Here is a 23,692-nt window from a genome sequence, read left to right as displayed (position 1 = left end):
ATGGTTTTACGTTAAACCCATGAAGCCACAAATTTCAACTCATGCCTAAGTAGGTATTTTGTTAAAAACTCAGGAAACAGACTTAAGTATGGAACATCAGCCGCCTGCTGACACATCAGCCATGATTCAGGCAATTATCAACGCGCTTCCAGTGCCTATTTTCGTTAAGGATTCGAAAGGGATATATGTGTATTGCAATATTCCTTTTGAAAATTACGTGGGAAAAAAAGCCAGCGAGCTCGTAGGTTATAGTGTGCATGATTTATGGGAACCCGAACTAGCAAAAATTTACCACGAAGCTGATAAAAGACTTTTTGATTCTGGCGGAGAAGAACAGTACGAGGCCAGGGTTAAATATGCTGATGGTTCAATCCACGATGTCATGTTTCACAAAGCGGTTTTTCCTTTTTTGAACAAAGACTACATGGCTGGGGCAATTTTGGATATCAGCGCAAGAAAAGCCGCTGAAAGAAAACTTGAGCAGGTCGCTCTGTTTGACACATTAACAGGGGCGGCAAGTCGGTACCATCTTTATACCGCACTTAACGATGCCTGTAAAAAAGCAGCTTCCCTTGATTGTTTAATTGCCGTAATGAGTATTGATCTGGATGGATTCAAAGATGTGAACGACACCTTTGGTCATATGGCGGGTGATGAGGCACTATTAATAGCTGCTGACCGAATAAGAGATTCAATTCGTGATTCAGACACTTTGGCAAGGCCTGGAGGGGATGAATTTGTAATCGTCTTTGATGAACTAGACAATAAAGACACCGTCTTTAGCGTAGCAAAAAGAATTTTACAAAAACTTTCTGACAAAATCCTGCTACAGGGAAAATCGGTCAAACTGAGCGCGAGCATCGGCATCGCATTTTACCCGGATCATGGTACAAGCCAGAAAGATTTGCTCAAGTACGCTGACCTTGCCCTATACAAATCAAAGCGGGCTGGGAAAGGCTGTTTTAGCTCGATGAACCTGCCTGCATAACCTTATTGAACATCATATGACAGGTCGTTTTAGCTGAGCAATCATTGGATACAATCTAATCCTGAATCTGGTGTATCTTTTTGTATTCTGTAATTTCATGTTGTATGCGGGCGATATCATCGGGATGCGATATTTGGTAATTTTTCTGCTGTAAGCGGGTGTTTCGCAAGGTCTTCTCAACTGTTTCACTGTCCAGTAGTACGCCAAAATCCTCAGGTACTTCACCTGCGTTAAAAATTCGATTGAGAACCATATCACCTACGTTTTCTTTAAAGTGGGATGACTCCCAGTAATAATGCATTTCATCGCGACTGCCCAATTGTGGCAACGCCTCACTGGTGACAGTGGAATATTGGCTAAAATCATATAGAGGAAATGCTTGTTTGGCTTGATGCTTACTGGCATCAGCTGCTAGCAGTTGCACCAGAGCACGTTTGCCATTTTCAATGATTGGCCACTCGCCTGTAGCAGCCGCTATCTCAAGCTGATGTGCGTGCGATGGTGTGATATAGAGTGTAAGTCCGATATTATGGGCTCGGCAAAATTCGATAATGTCTTTAATGTAAGCTAGTGAAGTTATTTGATCCGGCTGAATTTCCGGACTTAGCTTGCCGCTGGGTGATTTACTAAGTGGAATGCGCCACTCAAGCTTATAGCGCACCTCCTGTTTATCAATTTCATCGAAATACCCCCGCGGTCCCAAAATTTGGTAATTTTCCCAGGGTTGACGGAAAAATATTTTCCCTAAACGCTGACCATCCTTGGCAAACCATTCCGGTTGAGCTGGATTTTGAGATTGTATCGTCGCAATGCTGTCCTTAAAAGCATCATAACTAACTAAAATTTTAAGATCGGCCAGAACTAGCTTTATTTGAGACCACCAGGAATTATCCTGCAACAAATAATGTGCATCAAAATCTGGACGTGTTGCGCCAGGGGCATCCGTAAGGTGGTAAGTATCCAGACCGAGAAGTACCCGTTTAAGGGGCTTTACAGCCTGTGCATGTCGTAAGTAATAATACATTTCTTTGGTTGTCGCGCCATCGAAAGCAAGGTTATATACCGGTAAGCCATTTTCCGGCCACGCAGGATGAGACGGACGGATACCTAGATGGGTGCGAGAAGTACCCAGTATGATCGTACCCGGTTTTATACGGCGCACATCGTAAGCTTTAGACAGGCGGACACGATGATAGATTGCTGATTTATGCTGATTGAAGCCAGATGCATCTCTTAAGTGATACATGCCATAGGGATCTACAACCACATTGAACGCAATTGTACAAGCAATAACCAAAAGCGCCGTTAAAAAGACAAGTTGTGTATAGGTTTTAACTTGCGGTGCAGGGAGGCTGATCATCAATTGGCCTCAGAATTGAAAGTAAATAAATTCTGATACGCGAGACATCAGCATCAAACTCGTGGCAAACAGTATCCCTATAAATACTGCCCATTTCCATGAACCCCTCCATCTTAGTGCTACCGGGCCAGGTTCCGTCACGCCTGAACCATAAGCGCCTTCCGGTCCAACATAGCCAGTGATCTGCTGGGTGTTGGGTGCAAACCATGCCATTAGTAAAAGCAAGCATGCGATAATCAAACCCGACCAGCTATCAACTGATTGACCCGATGGTAATTTGTCAGGGACAACCAGCCCAAATAAGCCGGGGGTTGCAAATCCATGCATGCCTGTCATAGCACTCAGCATCGATAATGCGGCCTCTGTATCAGAAGCCCGAAAAAACACCCATGCAACCACCACTGACATGAACGTGATTCCCCTTGCGAGCCATATTCCTGCAGCGCTGCTGGCTTCTGAACTCAGTCCCAGGCGAGTGCGCAGTTCTCGCCAACCGTGATTGATCATTAAATAACCACCATGAAGCGCCCCCCACACCAGGAAACTCCAGCCAGCACCATGCCATATACCGCCCAGCAGCATAGTAGCAAACAGATTGACAAACCTGCGTACCTTTCCCTTACGATTACCACCAAGCGGTATGTAAATGTAATCACGCAAAAAACGTGACAAAGTCATGTGCCACCGGCGCCAGAAATCGATGATATTGGTGGCCTTGTAAGGCGAGGCAAAATTCAGGGGCAGGCGAATTCCAAACATCAATCCAATGCCGATTGCCATGTCGGAATAGGCGGAAAAATCGAAGTAAAGTTGCGCTGAATAGGCTAAAGCTCCGCTCCAGGCAGCCACCATGCCAAGCTGAACCCCATTGGCTACAGCATCAAACTGAGGCGTAGCGTAGATGGCTGCAGTATCTGCCAGCAATACCTTTTTCGCCAGCCCCATCGCAAATAGTGTTATCCCCAATATGAACAGATTAGCCTGCATTTTTCCAAGCTGTTTGAATTGTGGCATTACTTCGCTGTGGTGCACGATAGGCCCTGCGATAAGTTGCGGAAAAAATGCGACAAACAGTGAGAAATCAAGAAGGTTAAGCCGATTTGTATTTCCGTTATATACGTCGACAAGCAGGGCAATCTTTTGAAAGGTAAAAAAAGAAATACCCAGTGGAAGAATAATTGACGCCAAAAACAAATCCAGCCCTAATAGGGCATTAAGATTATCAACAAAGAAGTTTGCGTATTTATAATAACCAAGGGCACCCAGATTAATACCTAGACCAAGTATTAAAAAGACTTTTGCCTTATGACGTCGAGTATCGTTACGCAGTGATGCAATTAAATTGGCAACGCTGAAATTGATCAGCATCAGCGGGATGAGCAGTAATAAATATTTTGCGCTCCACCAGCCATAAAAGATAAGAGACATAACAACTAATGTGAAGACTGCCGCACGATTAAAGCCATTGTGTCGCAATCCATGAAATAGCAGTAAAGACACTGGAAGGAAGATAAATATAAAACTGTATGAGTTGAATAACATTGCGCGCAGATTTGAATCAATAACAGCTTATTTGCATGGATTTTGCGTCCGGTAACAGCCGGTTTCAGCATGTTCCATTTTCATGCATTGATGTTCAATCAAGATAGTGGTCAAGTGTTTCAAAGATATATCCTTTAGCCTTGAGAGATTCAATCAGTTTGATTAATTGAGGCATGTTGACATCATTACCGCGTCCTCGAAAACCATTTTCAAACAAAAAATCATGAGTTAAAACAACCACATTATGTCTTCTTACCGGTCGTTTGCAAGGTGCCATATCCTTACAGTTTTTATCCTCATTGAAAAGAGTGATAATTTTTTCTTCGATCACCTCAGCAGAAGGCATTGTTTCGTTGGTGGTTGGCAAACCCCAGTCACTTGGCATCCACTGAATATCCCAACCGTAGCTGATAATCTGATAACGATCATACAACAACGTAGCCAGTTGGCCACCGGCAAAACTGACTTCCTGTCCAGCATTCGCACGAGCATCCGGATGCCAAAAAGGCCCTTTGCGGACTCCGCACCAGTGGCAAATATCACCTAGAAGTGGATGAACCCAGACATTGGCATAAGGCAGACGGGCCATTAAGTTAATCTGGTTGTTCACACGCGTCGCTAGTGGACCTAATGCTTTATTAACAGAGATGATATTACCCGGAACGAAGTAATTGATATCTGATTCAATATCGCTGTATGCCTGAGAGGCTGTGATCGAATAGACGACGTCTGGCCGATTATGCCCCATATGGTCGTGACTATGGTTACCTAAAACATGACCCTCCGCAATAATGCGCCGCAGTGCGAGCCGGGATTGGTCTTCCATTTCTCCACCACGACCTTCCAGATGGATTGCATTGATGAAGAAGGTGGCTTTAATACCTTGCGCCTTTAGGACATCAAGCAAATCAAGCGTAATGTTAATAGGGCCATCATCAAAGGTTAAAAACACTCTACCCGGATTGATATCTGCAGCAGCAGCTCCCGGCAATGCCAGTGCGGCGGTAATGACAATAAGAAAATACTTGATAAAAGGGGATAGGAAGTACTTCAGGCTGAACTTAAACAAAGTTTCAGCCTTTTAGATTGAAAAACAATAGGTTGATTTCATTCATCGCAATGTATTAATTTATGCGGCGTTCTTGTTTTTCACTGAGAGCGTCATTTTCATTAAGTCGTTGATTTATTTTCATATTTAAAACGGCGACGTTATCTGTTTCCGAAATCAGGTCGTCTGCGATCAATTCAGGCAAAGGATCTGATTTGCGGAAAGAGATGGCAAGATCACCCCAGCTATCACGCAATCCGATGAAGATAAAAATAGCATAAAACAGAATGGCCGCGTTAAGTAATGCAAAAACCCCTTGATTATAATGGCCAATGTCATATTTTCCATGAGCGCTGTATAGCCATTGTGCCAAAATCGCAAAGATGGCAATAATATATAGCGGGGCGGTTGCTGTCCGCCCTTTAATCTTGGGGGTTCTTCCAAAAGGGATCTGCTGGCCAGTTACTGCTTGTTGCAGCGATTTGAGCACCCCACCCAGATTGACCGGGATCAATAATAAATTGAGTGCATACACTCGCAAGAGATCGCTGGCACGGTAGCCACATAGCATCAAATCACGGCCATAGAGAAGATAATAGGGAAGGGCAGTCAGGGGTAGCCATACAGTCGTGATACTATCGGAAAAGGGCAGGGACATCATCAATAAAAGCCCAACATTCACTGCCGCAATAGATACCAGATAATGTAACCGCAATAAGCCTTCGGCAATTTTACGATGAGGCTGACGGATCAGATATCCGAGTAGCTTTGGCAGAATAATCAGCCCGCCGTTGGCCCAGCGCCTGCGCTGGATAAGCAGGGAACCAAAATCAGCAGGCGTAGCACTATAGGCCAGACGCTGGGGGTAGTTATATAATGTCCAGCCACGTGCGGCAAGGTCAACACTGGATTCAGTGTCTTCAATAACGGTACGGTCTTGAATGTAGCGGGTAATTTTGTAACCACGTTCCAAATCATCTTCTGCAATTGCATTCAACGCTTCGCGTCTCAGCAAGGCATTGGCACCAACCCAATAGGTAGCATTATGACGTGTGAAACCTTGGTGAATAATGTACTGCAGGTCGGTAGTTGCCCCTGCGATTCGCTCAAGCGTTGAAGTTGCACCAGGAAAAGCACTATAAGGTGTTTGTGCCACGGCCAAACGTTCATTACCTGGAAGCTGCATAATATGGATCAATCGCAACGCATATTCAGGCAGCAGGATACTATCGGCATCAAGTGTGACAAAATAACGGGCCAAGGGCACAGAAAACGTTGCATTTTCAGGTTCTACCTCATCTAACCGCCAACCATCTGCAGTAAGCTGCTCATTAAAATGCTTACCTGTCAGGTGAATATAGCTATTGAGGTTCATAGCCTTATTGGGTTCGTGAGAAAGATTAACGTAACGCTTACGCTCAAAACTAGTCAATTGGCAGTCAAACATTGACCCAAGTTTCCGAAAATCATTTTCCAACAACTGTATTGAAAGTACCTTTCTGACTTCAAGCCACTCTGCCAATTGCTGAGCGCGATTCATGCAATTTGCTTCACGAACACGCAACACTTGTTCAACAAACAAGCGCTCCGCATGGTCACCTGTGCCATGTTCAGTTGCCCTGCTACAAAACCAGTAAGCAGCGTGGTGCCATAATTCTATAAGCTCTTTAGTAGCCTGGAATGCATCCACGGCATTATGTTGGACTAGCTGCAAAAATCCGTTGCGAGCATTGGCCATATGTTTCGCAATGGGTGCCAAAAAGCTATCTATATGTTGTGGCAGCTCGCGTGCGGAGGCCAATTGCGTCATGTCAGCAATGGAGGTGGGATTTGGAATATCATCAATCAATAAAACCACTCGTCGACAAGGGTACTCTTGCAAAGCGGCCGACATCAACGTCTGGTAAATAACGCTACGATCTTCTTTGTAAGAAGGTACAAGTACCGTTAGTTCAGGAGCCTGCTCATTACATAGCAAGATATCGAGATCCTCGCTACTGGCAGGCATGTGTACACGCAGCCGATGTATATAACCAAGGCGGCTGAAAAGATAGACCAATCCACCGTAGATCAATAGGGCAGCAATGAACAGAAAGATGAAGTGATTGGCAAAGGATTGCCACTGATTCTGATGAAACTGATCTATCAGAACTGGACCTTGCTCAAACGTAATCAGTATCGTGGCGACCAAGGTAAACAGGATGCCAATCCAGGTAAAAGTAATTTCTTTGCGAGATTTCCAATGGCATTCGTTGATCGATGCTAGAGCATCAACACACACATCTGCAGAGTGTGCAGCGCCATTCCCAAAATTATTTTTCATTAGTGCTTCTGGCCCTGATTTTATAAATTAGGCGCTACGATTATTGAACGTATATGTTGTTGTAATCGGTCGAGATGACGCGGTTGATCTAGTCAATTATTTCGTGCGCAAACAGTAATATAATTGTTGACTTCACCCAAGCAAGATTTACGCCACAAATTTGTTTGCCTGTAATATCAATGATATATGAATATCAAAGTAGCATGTCATTGTATTTTTGTAAATTTATCCGACATCAATCTGCCTTGAATTTATTGATATATATGCTAAGGAGAATAGTTGGGAGAAGTAAATCTGATTAAATTAAGCAACACCTATAAAACCACCATTACTTCGCATAATGTATATTATGTTAAATTGCATGCAATTCAGTATTACCTCTATCAGTAACTTTGCCTTAGCTATAAAATACAGCCCAATCTGTATGATCATTATTTACTGGCAACTACCCGACTCTTTAGCAAATCATCTGGATACCATCTAGTCATGTCTCTAACTTTTTCAAAACAACCTGGCCCACGTGAGCGGCATTTACAGCGCAAGTACAACAACCCCCTGTTTACTTCCGGGGATGCAATCACACAACAAGATCTACAAAATGCGTTGGAACAGGATAAGAAGGCATTACAGCAATTTACGGAACAATTCCGCGATCTGGTACAACGTGCTGTAAAGCTGGATAAAAACGAAGAACGCGATGTAATTTTGAAAATTAAAGCTCAGTCAGAACAACTTTATGGCGTTTGTACAGGGTTACCTGGCGACCAGACACCTTTTCTTGAAGCATTAAAAAAGCTGATTAGCGCAGTAAGTAAAACCTTGCATTCAGTAAAGGACGATGAACCCCATGCAATTGAAACGTTACGTGAGGATGATGAGTATACCGCCTTGCACCTGCAACTTTGTACCTACGCTATTGTTTCAGACATTCTGAATCCTGACCAAAACATTGGAAGCGATGAGCTTGTCCCTACGCTATTAAGCGAGTCAGAAAATGGACTGCAAGCTGCCTTGGTATTATTTCCTCCTGAGCGTCTTGAGGTAATGATTGATGAAGGAAAACAGCTCCTTAAAAACGTTGAGTCCAAGGGACAAAATTTGCCACAGGCCTGGCAGCGCCTTACACAGATGGAAAGCTGGCTGAAAGGTATGTAGCAGCTACAATATTTACAAAAGTTCTGATTTGTTAATTAATTTTGAAGCTGCTATGACAAGCTATGCATTGCTGAGTTACTTTGGCAAGACCGCTTAAAGAGGCTTTTAAGTCCCCTTCCCTGGCTGTTATAGCAAATCGGCTAGCAGCATGGTGCATTTCTGTTCCAATTTGCTGCATGCTGGCAGGCATGAAAGGCGCCATATGCTCTGCATTATGCGAAGCTAGGGAACTCATACCGAGTCGGGATTCTGCGATATCTCCTGCTTTTTCCAGATCCCCTCTCGCCAAAGCCTCCTGAATCTGGTGAACAGAAAGTAAATGATCCCGCATATTCCCAAGCATATGCTGACGCATCATTTCAGGAAGATTTACAGTTTGTCGCGTCTCGTTTTCTTCTGCCTTTACTGGTGTCAATAACAACATAGTGATAATAAGTGCACTGGTGTAATGGTGTTTCTTCATTTTTTGCAACCTCAATATATTATTCAGGAATTCGCTAAGCAGTATTCCAGTAAAATTATTCTTTGCCCATTATATATAAGTTGATTATTATATTCCGCAATCTATCAAAATGTTATACCCCAAAATACACTGGATACATACCACAATGGAAGCCGTTGAAAGCAAGACTCATCTTAGCAAAATTGAACCCAGACAACGAGTACTTGAGCAGCACGAAGTATTTAAATCCATACAAAATATGGAAGACTTACAGTTGTTCATGACATGGCATGTATTTGCAGTATGGGATTTCATGTCTCTTATCAAGCGCCTCCAGCTCAATCTGACTTCTGTTGATTTACCTTGGGTTCCTTCCCCTCACCCACTTGCAGCACGCTTGATTAACGAAATTGTTCTAGGAGAAGAAAGTGATGAGGTGCCCGGTGGTGGTTTTCTAAGCCATTATGAAATTTACTTGCTGGCAATGAAAGAAGTTGGTGCACAAACAAATCAGATTGAAGAGTTTGTCTCTCTAATCCGAGCCGGCACTCCCTATACAAATGCGCTGGAAATCGTTTCCGCACCAAAATGCATTCAAGCATTTGTTACGAGCACCATGGAAACAGTTAAAAATGGGAATGTTTACGAAGTATTAGGCAGCTTTTTCTACGGTCGTGAAAATGTAATCCCACAAATGTTTAATACTTTATTGGCAAGTTGGCAGATTGACGCTACCGAGGCGCCAATGTTTGTCTATTACCTCAAGCGTCATATAGAACTTGATGGAGATACCCATGGGCCTGCAGCTCTGAAAATCATAAATGAACTAACCAGTGACAATCTCACTGCGATTCAACAATTGGCAGATGCCGCAGAAAAAGCCATAAATTCCCGTATTACGCTATGGGATGGCTTGGCCACAGAGCTCACCAATAATAATCGTGTTACCACCTGAAGCTGTTTCTGGTAAAGCGATTGCAGCTTTGAGTAGAAAAAAATAGTAAAATTTCATGTAATTAAATGCATTAATATTTTGAACTTATTGGGTTTTCAGGTACTCTTAGTTAAGTCTGTGGAATTCAAGCTTCAAATTGCGGTACCTTCAGTTGGCCTCTTTTTTTTCCCCTTGGATTGATGGATTGGGCATATCGCCCGTTAATTAAATTGTTATTAAGGAAAAATTACAATGGCAGCAGGTACAGTAAAGTGGTTTAACGATGCTAAAGGTTTTGGATTCATCACACCGGAAGATGGTAGTGAAGACTTATTTGCGCATTTCTCAGAAATCCAGGGTTCTGGTTTTAAATCATTGCAAGAAAACCAGAAAGTCACCTTTGATGTGACAGCTGGTCCTAAAGGTAAACAGGCTGCAAACATTCATCCTGCTTAAGCTTTAAACAGCTCAAAAAACCCCGGCTAGCCGGGGTTTTTTTTTACATAGGATTTAAAGTTACATTTTATTGATCACCTAGCACTGATAAACACGCCATCTGGCAGATATATTGACTTTAGCCATAAAATAGAGAGAAAGATGTTATTCGAACGACCAATGGTTTTTGTTGATCTGGAAACAACCGGCGCCAACGCTGAAAGTGACCGTATCACAGAAATTGGTATTGTTGAGATTGATGGCGATACTATTCATGAGTGGAGTACATTGGTCAATCCAGGGGTAACAATCCCCAAGTTTATCCAAAACCTGACGGGTATAAGTGACGAGATGGTCGCCAATGCACCGTCATTTGAAGCGGTAGCACAGGAAACGCTGAAAAGGCTAACAGGCAGGCTATTCGTAGCACATAATGCTCGCTTTGATTATGGGTTTCTCCGAAATGAATTCAAGCGTCTTGGTATCAAATTCAGCGCAACAGCATTGTGTACGGTTAAATTATCTCGCAAGCTCTTCCCCCAGCACCACAAACACAATCTTGATGCTGTAATTCAACGGCACAACTTGCCAATAGATAGCCGTCATCGTGCTCTGGCTGATGTAAAAGCGCTGATGTTTTTTATGCGTCATTTAAACGATTCCCTACCCCTAGAATCAGTTACAGAAGCAATTAATTCAATAATCCAGCGCCCTGCCTTGCCCGCGCATCTTGACCCTGCCGTCTTGGATGATCTGCCTGAATCCTGTGGTGTTTATATGTTTTATGGAACAAACGACCAGTTGCTATACATCAACAAGAGCAGCAACATACGTAAAAGTATTTACTCCTTCTTTTCCAAAGGCATTAGGCACAGCAACGAAGCCGCATTAGCACAACAATTGCAGCAAATAGCGCATATTGAAACAGTCAGTGAATTAGGTGCACTCTTAACCGAAACCCGCCTGATGAAAGAACACCAACACCTGCATACAACTCGAACCGCAAAGCGCAATGACCTTTGTACCTGGCAAATGGAAGAAAGCGATAACGGCACACTTATTCCCAAACTTAAATACTCACGAGATCTAGACTTTGGTGGAATAAAAAACCTCTATGGTCTTTTCCCCAATGGCAAAGTTGCTACAAAAGCACTGCGCAGCCTCGCTGACGCACATCTGCTTTGCCATAATTTGCTCGGACTAGAAACACAACCCATGGGCAAACCCTGCAAAGCCTTTCATTCAAAAAACTGTTTAGGTGCATGCATTGGTGTTGAACCCATTGCCAGTCATAATGCCAGACTCAAAGCTGCTTTATTCAAGTCACAGGTTCAAGCATGGCCTTTCAACGGGCTAATTGGTGTAAAAGAAATTGCGCCATTGGGTGCCCGAATTGATATTCACCTGATTGAAAATTGGTGCTATTTAGGGACGATTGCTAATATAAATGAATTAGACATGCAGTCTATTAAACACTGCAAAGCATCATTTGATATTGATGTTTATAAAGCACTAAGCAAACAAATCGGCTCGGGAAAGCTGGATATTGTTTATTTAGATAAAATCACAGCAAACTAATTTTTAAAACGACAAGCCAAATGATAGACAATACATCAGTCAACTTCTTCGATACCCAGTTTCAAAGGCAAATACAACAACAGGAATTCGCGCTGAATCAATTCGAGCAAACAGCACTTGAATTCATTACTGGTGATGTTCTGGACTTAGGGTGTGGCCTAGGTAATTTAAGCGTAGAAATGGCACTGCGTGGGCATTCTGTGGTTGCTGTCGATGCTAGCCAATCAGCCATTGAACACATAGCTAAAATAGCCACCGAAAAACATCTCCCAATTGAAACGATAAAAGCTGATTTAGCTACATTCCATATCCCGCAAAAATTCGACTCCATAGTGGCTATTGGCCTGCTGATGTTTTTTCCAAAAACACGTGCACTCGAAATGCTATCGGATATTCAAAGTAACGTTCTGCCAGGAGGAGTAGCAGTTATCAACGTACTTACTGCTGGAACTGATTACACGGCTATGTTTCATCCGGGTCATTATTACCTGTTTACTCGTGAAGAACTTGAAAAGCATTTTAATGGATGGAAAATTAGATTTAGGGCTGAACACACTTTTCCAGCACCCGATAATACAAAGAAGGAATTTATTACGATTGTTGCAGAGAAACTAGCTTAACTGAGAAGTAAAGCTCGGAGTTACAGTTGCAAAACGTGAAGCCTAAGATCAAAACACGATTTTCTTGTTTAATCACTTGAATGCTCATCAAGCTCAGTGAAGTTTTTCCCGCATTTTGGATGAATTCACAAAAATCTCTATACTTTCTTCAGTTGAATCTTTAACGCCTTTTAGCGTTGCATTGCCAACCTTGCTACGCGCTCGGGTTTGCTGAGAATGGAAGTCACGAATCTTCTTGATGATAGCGTTACCAAAATCTTCTGCGTCCTGGGTCACATAGCCAATCAAATGCTGAAAAACCTGATGACTGGACAAACGATTATTCTGCGAGGCATTTTCTAGATCAGATTCTTGATGCATGTCTGAATCGATAAGTGAATCTGAATGCAATACCGTCACGCCCTCATCACCGCATACAGGACAAGAAAGTTTATCTTGAGTATGTTGCTTCTCGAACTCTTCGTTTGAGGTAAACCACCCTTCAAACTGATGGTCATTTTCGCAAATAAGTTTGTAAATGATCATGAGGTGAATCAGTCAATTTAATTATTTGTATGTGGTGCCCGGAGCCGGAATCGAACCGGCACGCCGGATTAGGGCGAGGGATTTTAAGTCCCTTGTGTCTACCAATTTCACCATCCGGGCGGATGGATGGAGGCGGGGGTCGGAATCGAACCGGCGTCCACGGCTTTGCAGGCCGCTGCATAACCACTCTGCCACCCCGCCGTAACTCTAATACACATTGTTAATACTGTGTTCATTACAGCTTTACGGCTTACTACTGTATCAGCTCGATGCAAACCGAGTTGATATTTTTTAAACTAAAAGGGGAAAGCTACTGCTTTCCCCTATAATCTGGAGCGGGAAACGAGGCTCGAACTCGCGACCCCAACCTTGGCAAGGTTGTGCTCTACCACTGAGCTATTCCCGCTTGATGAAAGATCGCTATTTTAAATATTCTACGGATATTGTCAACCCACATTTTGATTTAAATTCTATTACGCACTTGTGGGAGAGCCATTTTCAGGTAATAACCCATTGACCATAAAGTTAATATTGCGGCGATGTAAATTAACCATGTTCCTAGCATTTGTGCGTTAATTTGTTGAAAAAAGCTGTCGTGATAGAGCAACAGGAAAATTGCGATCATCTGAACCGCAGTTTTTATTTTGCCGATAAATGAAACTGCAACACTCTTACTTGCACCAATCTGGGCCATCCATTCTCTTAAAGCAGATATGGTAATTTCTCGACCAATGATAATCAGAGCGATCATGGCATCTACGCGATTAAGTTTAACCAATACAAGCAAAGCAGCCGCCACCATGAGCTTGTCGGCGACAGGATCTAGAAATGCACCAAATGCGGACGTTTGATTCAGGGTACGTGCAAGATAGCCGTCCAGCCAGTCAGTCACTGCGGCTATGGCAAATATTCCCGCTGCGATTAAATTGGCATCATGCGGTGTCATCCAGTGCTGCGGAAGATAATAGATGGCAACAAAAAGGGGAATCAGCAGGATTCTTAACCAGGTTAAGATATTGGGTATATTAAGTGGCATAAATTTTATATTGCAGTTGCTTTTTCCGCACTGGGTTATTTTAATGAAATTCCTGGTAAATCTTTTCAGCCAATTGGTGGCTGATACCTTCTACCTGAGCGAGATCATCTACGCTCGCAGTTTTAACACCACTTAAACCACCAAACCGGGCCAATAGCTTTTGTCTGCGTTTTGCTCCTACTCCTCCTATTTGCTCAAGGGAAGAATTAGTACGGGCTTTACCGCGCTTAGCACGATGACCGCTGATTGCAAATCGATGGGCTTCATCGCGAATCTGCTGTATTAAGTGCAAACCAATGTGATCCTTAGGCAATTGTAGCGTTTTTTCACCGTCCGGGAAAATGAGTTGCTCCAATCCAGGTTTACGCGCTTCGCCTTTTGCTACACCAATAAGATAAATATCACTCAATCCAACCTCTTCCAGTACGCTCTTGGCGATACTGATTTGCCCCTTGCCACCATCAATTAAAATGAGGTCAGGCATTTTGCCGTCACCAGCTGCAATTTTCTTGTAACGCCTATTCAACACATCACGCATAGCTGCGTAATCGTCGCCAGGCGTGATTCCCGTTATGTTATAGCGCCGATACTCTCCATTTTGCATCGCAAAACGGTCATAAACTACGCAGGAAGCTATCGTGGCCTCACCCATGGTATGGCTGATATCGAAACACTCGATGCGTTGCACCGTAGAGGGAAAAGCTAAAGCATTTTGCAATGCCTCCAGCCGAGCTTCTTGCGTCACTTTCTGGTTAACTCTTTGCTCCAACGCAATACGCGCATTTTCAGTAGCCATGGTCAACCAGACCCGTCTTTCGCCAGTTAAGTTGGATTTTATTTGAATTTTACGATTTGCCTGCTCACTCAATAGTGATTCGATCGCCATTTTATCAATGTTTTCATTAACGAGGATAAGTGAAGGCACCGGTCTGTTCAGGTAGTGCTGGCTTAAAAATGCCTCGAGCGCAGCTGCCGCATCGTAATCTTCTGCATTAATTGGAAAAAAACTTTTATCGCCAAGATGTCGTCCACCCCGGATCATCACGAGGTTGACGCAAATCAAGCCGCTCTGAACAATGCAAGCAACTATGTCGGCATCTGACTGCTTCTCACTGCTGACAAATTGCTTTTCCTGAATTGTACCCAGGGCCTGGATTTGGTCACGGTACATAGCTGCTTCTTCATACTGCATATGCTCAGCTGCGGTTTGCATCTTGCTATTTAAGGTGCTGATTACCTCTGACTCCTTGCCTTCAAGGAATAACTGAGCATTTTTTATGTCATTTTGATAAGCAGTAGCGTCGATCAAACCTACACAGGGCGCTGTACACCGCTTGATCTGGTGAAGCAGGCAGGGTCTGGATCGATTGCTGAATACACTATCTTCACAAGTGCGAATTCGAAATACCTTTTGCAGTAATTGCATGCTTTGACGCACCGCCCATGCATTGGGGAATGGGCCGAAATAATGATTTTTTTTGTCTAATGCGCCGCGATGAAAACCTAACCGGGGAAAAACATGACCGGTTAACATCACATAAGGATATGATTTATCGTCACGAAACAGTATGTTATAACGTGGAGCTAAAGCTTTAATGAGGTTATTTTCAAGAACCAGCGCTTCAGACTCAGAACGGGTAACAGTGGTTTCAATCTGGGCTATTTTCTTCACCATCAGAGAAATGCGTGGAGAAAGATCGCTTTTCTGAAAGTATGAAGTAACACGTTTTTTTAAATCTTTGGCTTTACCCACATACAAAACCTCCCCTGTTTCATTTAACATGCGATAAACGCCAGGAAGGTTGGGGATATTATCTAAATAATTTTTTATATCAAATTGTTGCAATTTTAACTTAATGTAAATACTATTATTTTATACAGGCAATCTGCAGATTATTCATCATCCAGCAGTTTGCCACCAATGGCCCAATTTTCGTCAGGCAATTCATCAAACGCAATGTAAGTATATGATTTAGGCTTTTTAGCAATCCGTTCAAGCGTATCTGTAATTTCTTCAGCAATCTTCTTTTTTTGTTCACGGGTCAAGCTACCCGCTATGCGTATATTCACGTAAGGCATCAGGTATCCCTCTTTAGGTGATCGGAAATACTTTCAAAAACAGACTGAAACATCTCAGGGGTTAAACGCCTGGTTTGCGTATTGTAACGGCTACAATGGTAACTATCATATAAGGTTAATCCATGTGGTAATACATGTTTTGCACCGTGGGCGAATGCAAAATCCTTAACCTTTAAACCCAGCGCCATCAAAATCGCTTTATGAGCTATCGCCCCTAAAGCGAGCAAAACCGTACCCTTAGATAGTGAATTGATTTCACTGGTCAAATATTGGTTGCATTGCTTTATTTCCAGTGTTTCTGGTTTGTTTTGTGGGGGCAGACATTTGACAGCATTGGTAATACGGCACTCTTTTAGTTTCAATCCATCATTGACATCTATAGATGTGGGGCGAGTGGCATATCCAAACTTATGGAGTGTTTCGTATAATAAAATACCTGCATGGTCGCCCGTAAACGGTCTTCCGGTGCGGTTGGCACCATTCAACCCGGGTGCCAGACCAACGACCAGTAATGTGGGATTTTTGTCCCCGAAAGACGGAACAGGTTTGGCAAAATAATCCGGATTGGCCAGCTTTACCTCATCCAGGAATGTGGCCAGGCGTGGGCATTGTCGACAGGCACCTGAGAATGTTACTTCCATTTAGCATTGCCCTGTATTAATTGATAGGGTGTATCGCGATAGTAGCTATAAAAGGCTGATTAATTTGCACGGCAATTTCTGGCTGCAAAGTAACATGATCAATATCGAATTGATCATGCAGTAGTTTTCGCATATCGATTAGTATGTTTTGCCAAGAATCAAGTTCTGCAAGTTCAAGGTGGGCTGAGAGAGCTATCTGACCGGATGAAAGATTCCAAATATGCAGGTCATGCACGGATACTACCCCGGTCATTTTCGCCATTTCATTACCCACCTCTTCCAGTCGAAGGTTCAGAGGGACACCTTCCATTAAAACATGCAGGGCCTCCCGCAGCAGATTCAATGTTGAAAACAGTATCAAACCAGCCACTACGAGAGATAATATGGCATCTATTGGCATCCAGCCGGTGAAGAAAATAACTGCACCAGCTATCAACGCGGCTACAGATCCAAGTAAATCCCCCAGCACATGCAGCAATGCTGCGCGAGAATTGATTGAATGCTGGCTGCTGCTGAGTACAAATGCCACCACCACATTCACACCCAAACCTATTGCTGCGATAATCATCACCGCACCACCCGCTACAGGGTGTGGAACATTCAATCTAATAACAGCTTCTACGACAATACCGATTATGACCGCTAGCATGAGCGCGCTATTTACCAGAGCTGCAATTACTTCCGCCCTGACAAATCCATAGGAATGACGCAGTGATGGAGGCCGTTTTGCGATCCAGGCAGCAAATGCTGCCAATCCAAGGGCAAAGGAATCAGAAAACATGTGCCCAGCATCACTGATCAACGCCAGGGATCCAGACCATACACCGCCCAACGCTTCAACTATGGCGAAGCCAAACGTTATGATTAACGCCCAACGCAGGTGTGCCCCGCCATCTCCATGGTGATGGTGGTGGCCATGCTCACTACTATGATTATGAGTGCCATGATCCTCATCAAGAGGATCATGGTGAGGATTAGAGATCGCCACAGGAATCTGGCTCCCGTTGTTTCAGTGGCAGGTCACCACTGCGAAAGCCAATACCGGCAATAGCATGTACAGCATTTACATAATGCTCTTGTTCATGCAATTTCACTAACGAATCGGGGTGGGGCTTACCGTGCATACGTACCAGGCGAGTAAGGCTGACTGGAGGCACATTCCAGTGCAGATTTGCCAGCAATTCATCTGCCGAATCGGGCCTGTTACATACCAGGACCATATCGCACCCTGCTTCTAATGCGGCTTTTGCTCGATCGACGATACCGCCCGCCACACTGGCCCCTTCCATGCTCAAATCATCACTAAAAACCGTACCGTCAAAGCGTAATTCATTACGCAGAATATCTTTCAGCCAAAATTTTGAAAATCCTGCAGGACGTTTGTCCACTTTGGGATAAATAACATGAGCAGGCATAATCCCTGTTAACCCAAAATTGATCATCTGCTTGAAAGGTACCAGGTCATTCAATTCGATATCGGCAAATTCCCGATCATCGATTGGTATTTCAAGGTGCGAATCTGCCTTGATGTAGCCATGCCCTGGAAAATGTTTACCTACGCTTGCCATGCCTGCTTCCTTGAGCCCCAAAACAAGACTGTGTGCCAATTCTGCAATAGCCTGTTTATTAAGGTGGAATGCACGATCACCAATTACCCCGCTTTGGCCGTAATCCATATCCAGTACAGGTGTAAAGCTAAAGTCCACTCCACAAGCGCGAAGTTCTGCGGCAAGGACATAACCAGTTTGCTGTGCCAACTGGCGTGCTTTATGAGGATGTTCATCCCATATTCGCCCAAATTCGCGCATGGGAGGTATTCGGGTAAAACCCGCCTTGCAACGCTGTACCCTGCCACCTTCCTGATCAACACCGATTAATAACGGTGGATTTCTAACTGAATGTATTTCTTGCGTTATTTTCGTCAACTGTGCGGGAGATTCATAATTTCGACTGAAAAGGATAACGCCGCCTGTCAATGGATGCAAAAGTCTTTTGCGATCTTCTTCGGTTAATTCTGTACCGAGAACATCCAGCATAACTGGCCCTAGAGACATACTCCCTCCAATATCACAAAGGCGCAGGCCATTTCCTTTTCATCACTCAGGGACAGATGGTGTTTCTGGATGCCATGGGTTTCAAGCAGGTTTGTCACTAACGGGTCTAAATGAAAGTCTGGCTTTCCCAGATGATTATGAATCACGCTGATATTTTGCAATGACACCGGGTGACGTAAACCTGTACCCATTGCCTTTGCGAACGCTTCCTTTGCGGCAAAGCGCTTAGCCAAAAGATTGGCACGATTTTTACTGCTTTCGTAAGCCAACCACTCATTCGGAGCCAGAATACGGCGAGCAAAGCTGTCCCCATATTTTTGCAGGAGCGTACGCATGCGCTCAACGGCTACAATATCTGACCCGATTCCGTAAATCATTATTAAGTACGCGCTGCCAGCATAAGTGACTTCATTTCTTTTACGGCACTGTCCCAGCCAACAAAAAGCGCATGCGCAACAATAGCGTGACCAATATTCAGTTCCCGTACATCCGCTATAGCGGCAATCTTTTGTACATTATGATAATGCAGGCCATGGCCAGCATTTACGCACAATCCTAAAGCTGTGCCGTAAATCACCGAGTCTTTAATTTTGTCATATTCTATTTGTTCCGCTTCTGCGCTGGTTGTATCCGCATAATGACCAGTGTGAATTTCAACGACAGGCGCTCCCGCCTCTTTAGAGGCATCCATCTGCGCCTTATCCGCATTAATAAACAGTGAAACTCTGATCCCTGCATCGCCCAGCACACTACAGGCATGCCTCACTTTATCAAAATGATTCACTACATCAAGACCACCTTCTGTGGTGAGTTCCTGGCGGCGTTCAGGCACCAGACAAACGTCTTGAGGGTTAACACGCAATGCAATCTTCAACATTTCATCGGTTACGGCCATTTCCAGATTCATTCGGGTTTGCAGTAATTCCCGCAAAATATCCACGTCACGATCCTGTATGTGCCGACGATCTTCTCGCAAATGCAGCGTAATGGCGTCCGCACCAGCTGATTCAGCAGCTAACGCCGCTTGGACGGGACTAGGATAGCGAGTACCACGTGCTTGCCTTAAAGTTGCTATATGGTCAATGTTAACGCCAAGTTGAATCATGATTGTTGCATGTCCTTCAATAGTTGCCGTGTGTGCAGGGTCTGGTCACCCAAGTAATGATTAATAAGCGTACGCATAAGCGTCTTGCTTTGCTGCAAAGTGAGAGGATCCCGATAATTGTCCGCAGCCATATCCAGCAGTGTTTTACCCGATAATTGTACACCGATTTGGTGGCTATTCCTGCCTTCAGCAACAACCGGGCCATATTCAATTTGATAGTGATACTCTCTGTCGGGAACGATAGACTCACCCGATGATACGTCATTAACAAAGGTGAGTGCATAACCCAATTCTTGCAATAGCCTTATTTCAAAACGCCTTAATACTGCGGCATAATCCCGTTGACTGGCAAGAGATTGCAATGTTTCCTGATAATACATAAATAAATTTTCGTGGGGATCATCGCGATGGAGTAACTTCAGCATCAGTTCATTCAAGTAAAACCCGCAGAGCAATGCCATCCCTTGCAATTGCGGCTGCCCTCCTTGCCATTCAGCACTGTGCAAGGTTTTAAGTTCGGCCTTTCCAAACCAGTTTAACTGCAATGGCTGAAAAGCCATCAGCAATCCCCTCACAGCAGATTTTGGACGGCGAGCACCACGCGCAACAATTGCTAACCGCCCAAAATTACGGCTGAAAACTTCAACAATCAGGCTGGTTTCTCTAAAAGGATAACTATGCAAAACATAAGCTGGCTGGGCTTCTTGCTGGGATTTTTGTGTATTACCCATTTAACTCGATTTCCGGGATTTAATCGGTCGTAGCTGCAGCTTGTTTAAGCTGAAGGGTGCTGGGGAGTGATTCTGCCAATAAAAGGGAAAAATTACCCGATTAAAGCAGGTGAAGCAGGCATACGTATATAGCGCCAAACCGGAATAAAGGACTCTAAGCCATTTTATGAAGATCAGTAAAAAAATCATAGTATTAACAATACAATCTAGCAAAAAAAATTGCCAAATTCATTCTAAAGACAATGACTGCTTACTCATAACCCAGGCTTTTGAGCGCACGTTCATCATCAGCCCACCCACCTTTTACTTTTACCCATATTTCCAGGTAAACTTTACCATCAAACAGCTTTTCCATATCCAAACGTGCCTGAGTAGCAATTCCCTTTAGCTTTTCACCACCCTTACCAATAACAATGGCCTTTTGTCCTGCTTTATCAACGATAATGGCAGCATGAATACGGCGAAGCTTGCCATCCATCTCAAACTTTTCAATTTCAACCGTTGTTGAATAAGGAATTTCTTCACCCAAGGAGCGAAAGAGCTTCTCCCGAATGATTTCAGCAACCAGAAACCGCTCACTTCGATCTGTTATTTCATCTTCACCGAAGAGCGGTTGCGCAACAGGCAAATGACTCGATATTTCTTTCAACAGATCAGGCAGGCCCGTACTTTGCTGGGCACTGACGGGAATAATGGCTGTAAACGGAAACAATTCTGCCATTTTCTCAATAAATGGCAACAGCATGTTTTTTTCTTCAATCGTATCTACTTTATTGATAATAAGTAAAACTGGTCGATTTTGAGGCAGTAATTTAATAACCTGCTTGTCCTTATCACTAAAGCGCAAAGCTTCGATCACAAACAGAACCACATCCACATCATTCAATACTTGCGTCACAGTGCGATTCATGGAGCGATTCAATGCGTTTTGATGCTGCAACTGGAATCCAGGCGTGTCAACAAAAATAAACTGCGATTCAGGGGTAGTGTGTATTCCGGTAATGCGGTGTCTGGTTGTCTGCGCCTTGCGAGAAGTAATACTGATTTTCTGGCCAATCAGGTGATTCAGGAGCGTAGATTTGCCAACGTTTGGTCGACCAACGATGGCAATGTAACCGGTGCGAAATTCTGGAGTATCCATAGGAATTATATTGGCAAGTAAAGTTTCAAAAACAAGCTGTTATGCTTGATTGGCAAGGCTAAGCAGTTCAAAAGCCTGTTTAGCTGCGAGTTGTTCTGCACTACGCCTGCTCGTCCCTTCGCCTTGAGAGCGAATATTTAATTCAGGAATAACACATTCCACTTCAAAATACTGGTCATGCGCTTCACCACGGATGGCAGCGACAACATATTGAGGCAATGCAATTTTGCGCCCTTGCAAGTATTCTTGCAGTAGCGTTTTAGGATCTTTACCCATACGTGTCAGATCCAGATTTTTCAGCAAAGGCGTGTAAAGCTTTCCAATTACTTGCGTTGCTGAATCAAAATCACTATCCAGAAACACTGCACCAAAAATAGCTTCAAGCGCATCGGCCAGGATAGATGGGCGACGAAAGCCACCACTTTTCAACTCCCCTTCACCAAGCAATATATGCTCCCCAAGCTTGAAAGACTCGGCTATTTCAAAGAGCGTCTGCTGATTCACCAAGTGAGCACGCATACGACTCAAATCGCCTTCTGACAAGCGAGGAAATTCCTGATACAGTCGATTTGCAATGGCGCAATTTAAAATACTGTCACCCAAAAATTCTAATCGCTCATTATTGGGTGTTCCATAACTGCGATGTGTCAATGCCTGCTTTAATAACGCAGGTGATTTAAAATCATAACCAAGGTGATGCAATAGTCTGGCGTTGCTCATTTGCAATTGTGCAGATGGATCAGATATCTGCTCCCTTCAGTGATTTAGAACGTGATTTACTGGTTGTTGCGGTAAAATCCATATACGCACTCAAGTTGCCAAAGAGGGGAGTTTTGACTGAGTATTGCGCTATAACCACTGTTTCTCCCCCATCTTTAGAAATTTCCAGGTCATCGCCTTTTACAGCTGTAATATTGTCAATGACTGCACGCCTGTCAAAAGAGTTGCGAACCTCTTTCACTGACATATTCTGTACTTCAGAATCATTACTCATCGCGGTAATGACTTTTTTGACTGAAAAGAATTCAATATAAGCAGGAACAATTTTCATACCAATCAAAGCAACAAAAAATAACATGCCTGCTACCAGCAACATGCCCACAAAAGTGATCCCTTTTTGTTTTTTCATCATGAACTCATTCCTCTGTTAATTGATTTTTGTACCAATACGTTTGAAGTGATCAAAATTCCACCATACCAAAAATGCTTTTCCCACAATATTTTTGTCCGGTACAAAACCCCAGTAGCGACTATCGTTACTTCTGTCCCGGTTGTCTCCCATCATGAAATAATGGCCCTGAGGAATTGTGCAGGTAAATTCATTCTGTTTATATACGCAATTTTCTCTGCCGGGAAAATCTTCCACTTGTGATGGATAATATGTATTTTGTTCCGGCTGTACAATTATCTCATGATTATGCTTGCCTAAAGACTCGTTGTAACGGGCGGTTGTCGCATAGTTCAAGCCGCTCTCAATGTAACTGTATTCACCGGTGCTGATAGTTTTAATCTTTTCACCGTTGATCGTAAGCTGCTTATCCTGATAAGTGATTTTATCACCAGGAACACCGACAACGCGCTTGATGTAGTCAACCCCTGGATCTTTTGGATATCGAAATACCATCACATCGCCTTTTTCAGGGTTTCCTATTTCAACAATTTTCTTATTGATAATTGGAATACGGATACCATAATCAAATTTGTTCACGAGAATGAAGTCGCCAACCAGCAAAGTTGGAATCATCGAACCAGATGGAATCTTGAATGGCTCCACAAGGAATGAACGCAGACAAAAGACAATCAATATAACCGGAAAAAAGCTCTTTGAGTACTCTACCCACCAAGGTTCTTTAACTCCTTCAGGTCTGCCCTTCCCCGTTACGAAATGATCCAGAAGCCACACGCTTCCCGTCAAGAGCAGCGCGATAAACATGAAAAGTGCAAAATTCATTCTT

25 protein-coding genes and 3 tRNA genes are annotated in these 23,692 nt (G+C 43.6%); 6 read left to right on the top strand and 22 right to left on the bottom strand.

The genetic code is table 11. The features are described from left to right. Positions 1-88 precede the first annotated feature (88 nt). Positions 89-988 carry a sensor domain-containing protein gene (locus tag EDC63_RS01080; RefSeq protein WP_124947786.1) on the top strand — a complete coding sequence of 300 codons (900 nt, stop codon included), beginning with the start codon at positions 89-91 and terminating at the stop codon, positions 986-988. A gap of 55 nt (positions 989-1,043) precedes the next feature. On the opposite strand, the gene EDC63_RS01075 is transcribed toward EDC63_RS01080, so the two are convergent. The 4 genes from EDC63_RS01075 to EDC63_RS01060 all read right to left on the bottom strand — a co-directional run bounded on the left by EDC63_RS01075 (position 1,044) and on the right by EDC63_RS01060 (position 7,261). After that, positions 1,044-2,348, bottom strand: a complete 1,305-nt coding sequence (locus EDC63_RS01075) for a hypothetical protein (RefSeq protein WP_124947787.1) — start codon at positions 2,346-2,348, stop codon at positions 1,044-1,046. Between the two features lie 9 nt (positions 2,349-2,357). After that, entirely contained in the window at positions 2,358-3,776 is a 1,419-nt protein-coding gene (locus EDC63_RS01070) for an MBOAT family O-acyltransferase (protein ID WP_306307892.1), read from the bottom strand. Positions 3,777-3,984: 208 nt separating this feature from the next. Then, positions 3,985-4,959, bottom strand: a complete 975-nt coding sequence (locus EDC63_RS01065; RefSeq protein WP_132920861.1) for a polysaccharide deacetylase family protein — start codon at positions 4,957-4,959, stop codon at positions 3,985-3,987. 55 nt (positions 4,960-5,014) lie between these two features. Next, the gene (locus tag EDC63_RS01060) at positions 5,015-7,261 is read right to left on the bottom strand and encodes a glycosyltransferase family 2 protein (RefSeq protein WP_124947790.1); all 2,247 of its coding nucleotides are present in this window, start codon (positions 7,259-7,261) and stop codon (positions 5,015-5,017) included. Between the two features lie 486 nt (positions 7,262-7,747). Here EDC63_RS01060 and EDC63_RS01055 point away from each other — a divergent pair, with 486 nt between their 5' ends. Continuing rightward, a complete protein-coding gene (locus EDC63_RS01055) occupies positions 7,748-8,416 on the top strand; it encodes a hypothetical protein (RefSeq protein ID WP_124947791.1) in 669 nt (222 codons plus the stop codon). A gap of 31 nt (positions 8,417-8,447) precedes the next feature. Here the strand turns inward: EDC63_RS01055 and EDC63_RS01050 are convergent, their stop codons facing one another. Next, complete coding sequence (locus EDC63_RS01050; RefSeq protein WP_124947792.1) at positions 8,448-8,879, bottom strand: cytochrome c; 432 nt, start codon at positions 8,877-8,879, stop codon at positions 8,448-8,450. 145 nt (positions 8,880-9,024) lie between these two features. Here EDC63_RS01050 and EDC63_RS01045 point away from each other — a divergent pair, with 145 nt between their 5' ends. The 4 genes from EDC63_RS01045 to EDC63_RS01030 all read left to right on the top strand — a co-directional run bounded on the left by EDC63_RS01045 (position 9,025) and on the right by EDC63_RS01030 (position 12,425). After that, entirely contained in the window at positions 9,025-9,813 is a 789-nt protein-coding gene (locus EDC63_RS01045) for a DUF3050 domain-containing protein (RefSeq protein WP_124947793.1), read from the top strand. A 231-nt stretch (positions 9,814-10,044) separates the two neighbouring features. After that, the gene (locus tag EDC63_RS01040) at positions 10,045-10,248 is read left to right on the top strand and encodes a cold-shock protein (protein WP_124947794.1); all 204 of its coding nucleotides are present in this window, start codon (positions 10,045-10,047) and stop codon (positions 10,246-10,248) included. A gap of 141 nt (positions 10,249-10,389) precedes the next feature. After that, on the top strand, positions 10,390-11,805 hold the full coding sequence (locus EDC63_RS01035; RefSeq protein WP_124947795.1) for a 3'-5' exonuclease family protein: 1,416 nt from the start codon (positions 10,390-10,392) through the stop codon (positions 11,803-11,805). Positions 11,806-11,825: 20 nt separating this feature from the next. Beyond that, the gene (locus EDC63_RS01030) at positions 11,826-12,425 is read left to right on the top strand and encodes a methyltransferase domain-containing protein (RefSeq protein WP_124947796.1); all 600 of its coding nucleotides are present in this window, start codon (positions 11,826-11,828) and stop codon (positions 12,423-12,425) included. Between the two features lie 93 nt (positions 12,426-12,518). Here EDC63_RS01030 and EDC63_RS01025 read toward each other — a convergent pair whose 3' ends face one another. From EDC63_RS01025 to lepB, 17 genes are all read right to left on the bottom strand, one after another. Then, on the bottom strand, positions 12,519-12,950 hold the full coding sequence (locus tag EDC63_RS01025) for a DUF1178 family protein (protein WP_124947797.1): 432 nt from the start codon (positions 12,948-12,950) through the stop codon (positions 12,519-12,521). 32 nt (positions 12,951-12,982) lie between these two features. Next, positions 12,983-13,070, bottom strand: a tRNA-Leu gene (locus tag EDC63_RS01020). 7 nt (positions 13,071-13,077) lie between these two features. Continuing rightward, positions 13,078-13,151, bottom strand: a tRNA-Cys gene (locus EDC63_RS01015). Between the two features lie 130 nt (positions 13,152-13,281). Continuing rightward, positions 13,282-13,356 (bottom strand) — tRNA-Gly (locus EDC63_RS01010). 57 nt (positions 13,357-13,413) lie between these two features. Beyond that, the gene (gene pgsA / locus EDC63_RS01005; RefSeq protein ID WP_124947798.1) at positions 13,414-13,986 is read right to left on the bottom strand and encodes a CDP-diacylglycerol--glycerol-3-phosphate 3-phosphatidyltransferase; all 573 of its coding nucleotides are present in this window, start codon (positions 13,984-13,986) and stop codon (positions 13,414-13,416) included. Between the two features lie 40 nt (positions 13,987-14,026). Further along, positions 14,027-15,832, bottom strand: a complete 1,806-nt coding sequence (gene uvrC, locus EDC63_RS01000) for an excinuclease ABC subunit UvrC (RefSeq protein ID WP_124947799.1) — start codon at positions 15,830-15,832, stop codon at positions 14,027-14,029. Between the two features lie 47 nt (positions 15,833-15,879). Then, entirely contained in the window at positions 15,880-16,065 is a 186-nt protein-coding gene (locus EDC63_RS00995; RefSeq protein WP_124947800.1) for a tautomerase family protein, read from the bottom strand. Continuing rightward, a complete protein-coding gene (locus tag EDC63_RS00990) occupies positions 16,065-16,706 on the bottom strand; it encodes a uracil-DNA glycosylase (RefSeq protein ID WP_124947801.1) in 642 nt (213 codons plus the stop codon). Before EDC63_RS00990 ends, EDC63_RS00995 begins: the two co-directional genes overlap by 1 nt. A gap of 16 nt (positions 16,707-16,722) precedes the next feature. Continuing rightward, positions 16,723-17,694, bottom strand: a complete 972-nt coding sequence (locus tag EDC63_RS00985) for a cation diffusion facilitator family transporter (RefSeq protein ID WP_223248443.1) — start codon at positions 17,692-17,694, stop codon at positions 16,723-16,725. Beyond that, positions 17,681-18,760: a beta-N-acetylhexosaminidase gene (nagZ, locus tag EDC63_RS00980; RefSeq protein ID WP_124947802.1), complete on the bottom strand. Its 1,080-nt coding sequence runs from the start codon at positions 18,758-18,760 to the stop codon at positions 17,681-17,683. The genes EDC63_RS00985 and nagZ overlap by 14 nt, the downstream gene beginning before the upstream one ends. Continuing rightward, on the bottom strand, positions 18,751-19,137 hold the full coding sequence (gene acpS / locus EDC63_RS00975) for a holo-ACP synthase (protein WP_124947803.1): 387 nt from the start codon (positions 19,135-19,137) through the stop codon (positions 18,751-18,753). Before acpS ends, nagZ begins: the two co-directional genes overlap by 10 nt. A 2-nt stretch (positions 19,138-19,139) precedes the next feature. Beyond that, positions 19,140-19,865: a pyridoxine 5'-phosphate synthase gene (gene pdxJ, locus EDC63_RS00970; RefSeq protein ID WP_124947804.1), complete on the bottom strand. Its 726-nt coding sequence runs from the start codon at positions 19,863-19,865 to the stop codon at positions 19,140-19,142. After that, positions 19,862-20,596, bottom strand: a complete 735-nt coding sequence (gene recO, locus EDC63_RS00965) for a DNA repair protein RecO (protein ID WP_124947805.1) — start codon at positions 20,594-20,596, stop codon at positions 19,862-19,864. Before recO ends, pdxJ begins: the two co-directional genes overlap by 4 nt. A 250-nt stretch (positions 20,597-20,846) precedes the next feature. Continuing rightward, positions 20,847-21,737, bottom strand: coding sequence for a GTPase Era (gene era, locus EDC63_RS00960; RefSeq protein ID WP_124947806.1), 891 nt, complete (start codon positions 21,735-21,737; stop codon positions 20,847-20,849). Between the two features lie 39 nt (positions 21,738-21,776). Further along, a complete protein-coding gene (gene rnc, locus EDC63_RS00955) occupies positions 21,777-22,457 on the bottom strand; it encodes a ribonuclease III (protein ID WP_124947807.1) in 681 nt (226 codons plus the stop codon). A gap of 19 nt (positions 22,458-22,476) precedes the next feature. Next, on the bottom strand, positions 22,477-22,866 hold the full coding sequence (locus tag EDC63_RS00950; RefSeq protein ID WP_165922882.1) for a DUF4845 domain-containing protein: 390 nt from the start codon (positions 22,864-22,866) through the stop codon (positions 22,477-22,479). 18 nt (positions 22,867-22,884) lie between these two features. Then, entirely contained in the window at positions 22,885-23,688 is an 804-nt protein-coding gene (gene lepB, locus EDC63_RS00945; protein ID WP_124947809.1) for a signal peptidase I, read from the bottom strand. Positions 23,689-23,692 lie beyond the last annotated feature (4 nt).

This window comes from Sulfurirhabdus autotrophica, assembly GCF_004346685.1.
GTDB classification, from domain to species: Bacteria; Pseudomonadota; Gammaproteobacteria; order Burkholderiales; family SMCO01; genus Sulfurirhabdus; species Sulfurirhabdus autotrophica.
The sequence above is the reverse complement of the archived record's forward strand: the minus strand, read 5'-3'. Positions and strand labels throughout refer to the sequence as shown.

What these genes read in the sequence shown, in the direction of transcription:
- EDC63_RS01080 (WP_124947786.1), top strand. Translation starts at nt 89, where the DNA reads ATGGAACATCAGCCGCCTGCTGACACATCAGCCATGATTCAGGCAATT.
- EDC63_RS01075 (WP_124947787.1), bottom strand. Translation starts at nt 2,348, where the DNA reads ATGATCAGCCTCCCTGCACCGCAAGTTAAAACCTATACACAACTTGTC.
- EDC63_RS01070 (WP_306307892.1), bottom strand. Translation starts at nt 3,776, where the DNA reads ATGTCTCTTATCTTTTATGGCTGGTGGAGCGCAAAATATTTATTACTG.
- EDC63_RS01060 (WP_124947790.1), bottom strand. Translation starts at nt 7,261, where the DNA reads ATGAAAAATAATTTTGGGAATGGCGCTGCACACTCTGCAGATGTGTGT.
- EDC63_RS01055 (WP_124947791.1), top strand. Translation starts at nt 7,748, where the DNA reads ATGTCTCTAACTTTTTCAAAACAACCTGGCCCACGTGAGCGGCATTTA.
- EDC63_RS01050 (WP_124947792.1), bottom strand. Translation starts at nt 8,879, where the DNA reads ATGAAGAAACACCATTACACCAGTGCACTTATTATCACTATGTTGTTA.
- EDC63_RS01045 (WP_124947793.1), top strand. Translation starts at nt 9,025, where the DNA reads ATGGAAGCCGTTGAAAGCAAGACTCATCTTAGCAAAATTGAACCCAGA.
- EDC63_RS01040 (WP_124947794.1), top strand. Translation starts at nt 10,045, where the DNA reads ATGGCAGCAGGTACAGTAAAGTGGTTTAACGATGCTAAAGGTTTTGGA.
- EDC63_RS01035 (WP_124947795.1), top strand. Translation starts at nt 10,390, where the DNA reads ATGTTATTCGAACGACCAATGGTTTTTGTTGATCTGGAAACAACCGGC.
- EDC63_RS01030 (WP_124947796.1), top strand. Translation starts at nt 11,826, where the DNA reads ATGATAGACAATACATCAGTCAACTTCTTCGATACCCAGTTTCAAAGG.
- EDC63_RS01025 (WP_124947797.1), bottom strand. Translation starts at nt 12,950, where the DNA reads ATGATCATTTACAAACTTATTTGCGAAAATGACCATCAGTTTGAAGGG.
- pgsA (WP_124947798.1), bottom strand. Translation starts at nt 13,986, where the DNA reads ATGCCACTTAATATACCCAATATCTTAACCTGGTTAAGAATCCTGCTG.
- EDC63_RS00995 (WP_124947800.1), bottom strand. Translation starts at nt 16,065, where the DNA reads ATGCCTTACGTGAATATACGCATAGCGGGTAGCTTGACCCGTGAACAA.
- EDC63_RS00990 (WP_124947801.1), bottom strand. Translation starts at nt 16,706, where the DNA reads ATGGAAGTAACATTCTCAGGTGCCTGTCGACAATGCCCACGCCTGGCC.
- nagZ (WP_124947802.1), bottom strand. Translation starts at nt 18,760, where the DNA reads ATGTCTCTAGGGCCAGTTATGCTGGATGTTCTCGGTACAGAATTAACC.
- acpS (WP_124947803.1), bottom strand. Translation starts at nt 19,137, where the DNA reads ATGATTTACGGAATCGGGTCAGATATTGTAGCCGTTGAGCGCATGCGT.
- pdxJ (WP_124947804.1), bottom strand. Translation starts at nt 19,865, where the DNA reads ATGATTCAACTTGGCGTTAACATTGACCATATAGCAACTTTAAGGCAA.
- recO (WP_124947805.1), bottom strand. Translation starts at nt 20,596, where the DNA reads ATGGGTAATACACAAAAATCCCAGCAAGAAGCCCAGCCAGCTTATGTT.
- era (WP_124947806.1), bottom strand. Translation starts at nt 21,737, where the DNA reads ATGGATACTCCAGAATTTCGCACCGGTTACATTGCCATCGTTGGTCGA.
- rnc (WP_124947807.1), bottom strand. Translation starts at nt 22,457, where the DNA reads ATGAGCAACGCCAGACTATTGCATCACCTTGGTTATGATTTTAAATCA.
- EDC63_RS00950 (WP_165922882.1), bottom strand. Translation starts at nt 22,866, where the DNA reads ATGAAAAAACAAAAAGGGATCACTTTTGTGGGCATGTTGCTGGTAGCA.
- lepB (WP_124947809.1), bottom strand. Translation starts at nt 23,688, where the DNA reads ATGAATTTTGCACTTTTCATGTTTATCGCGCTGCTCTTGACGGGAAGC.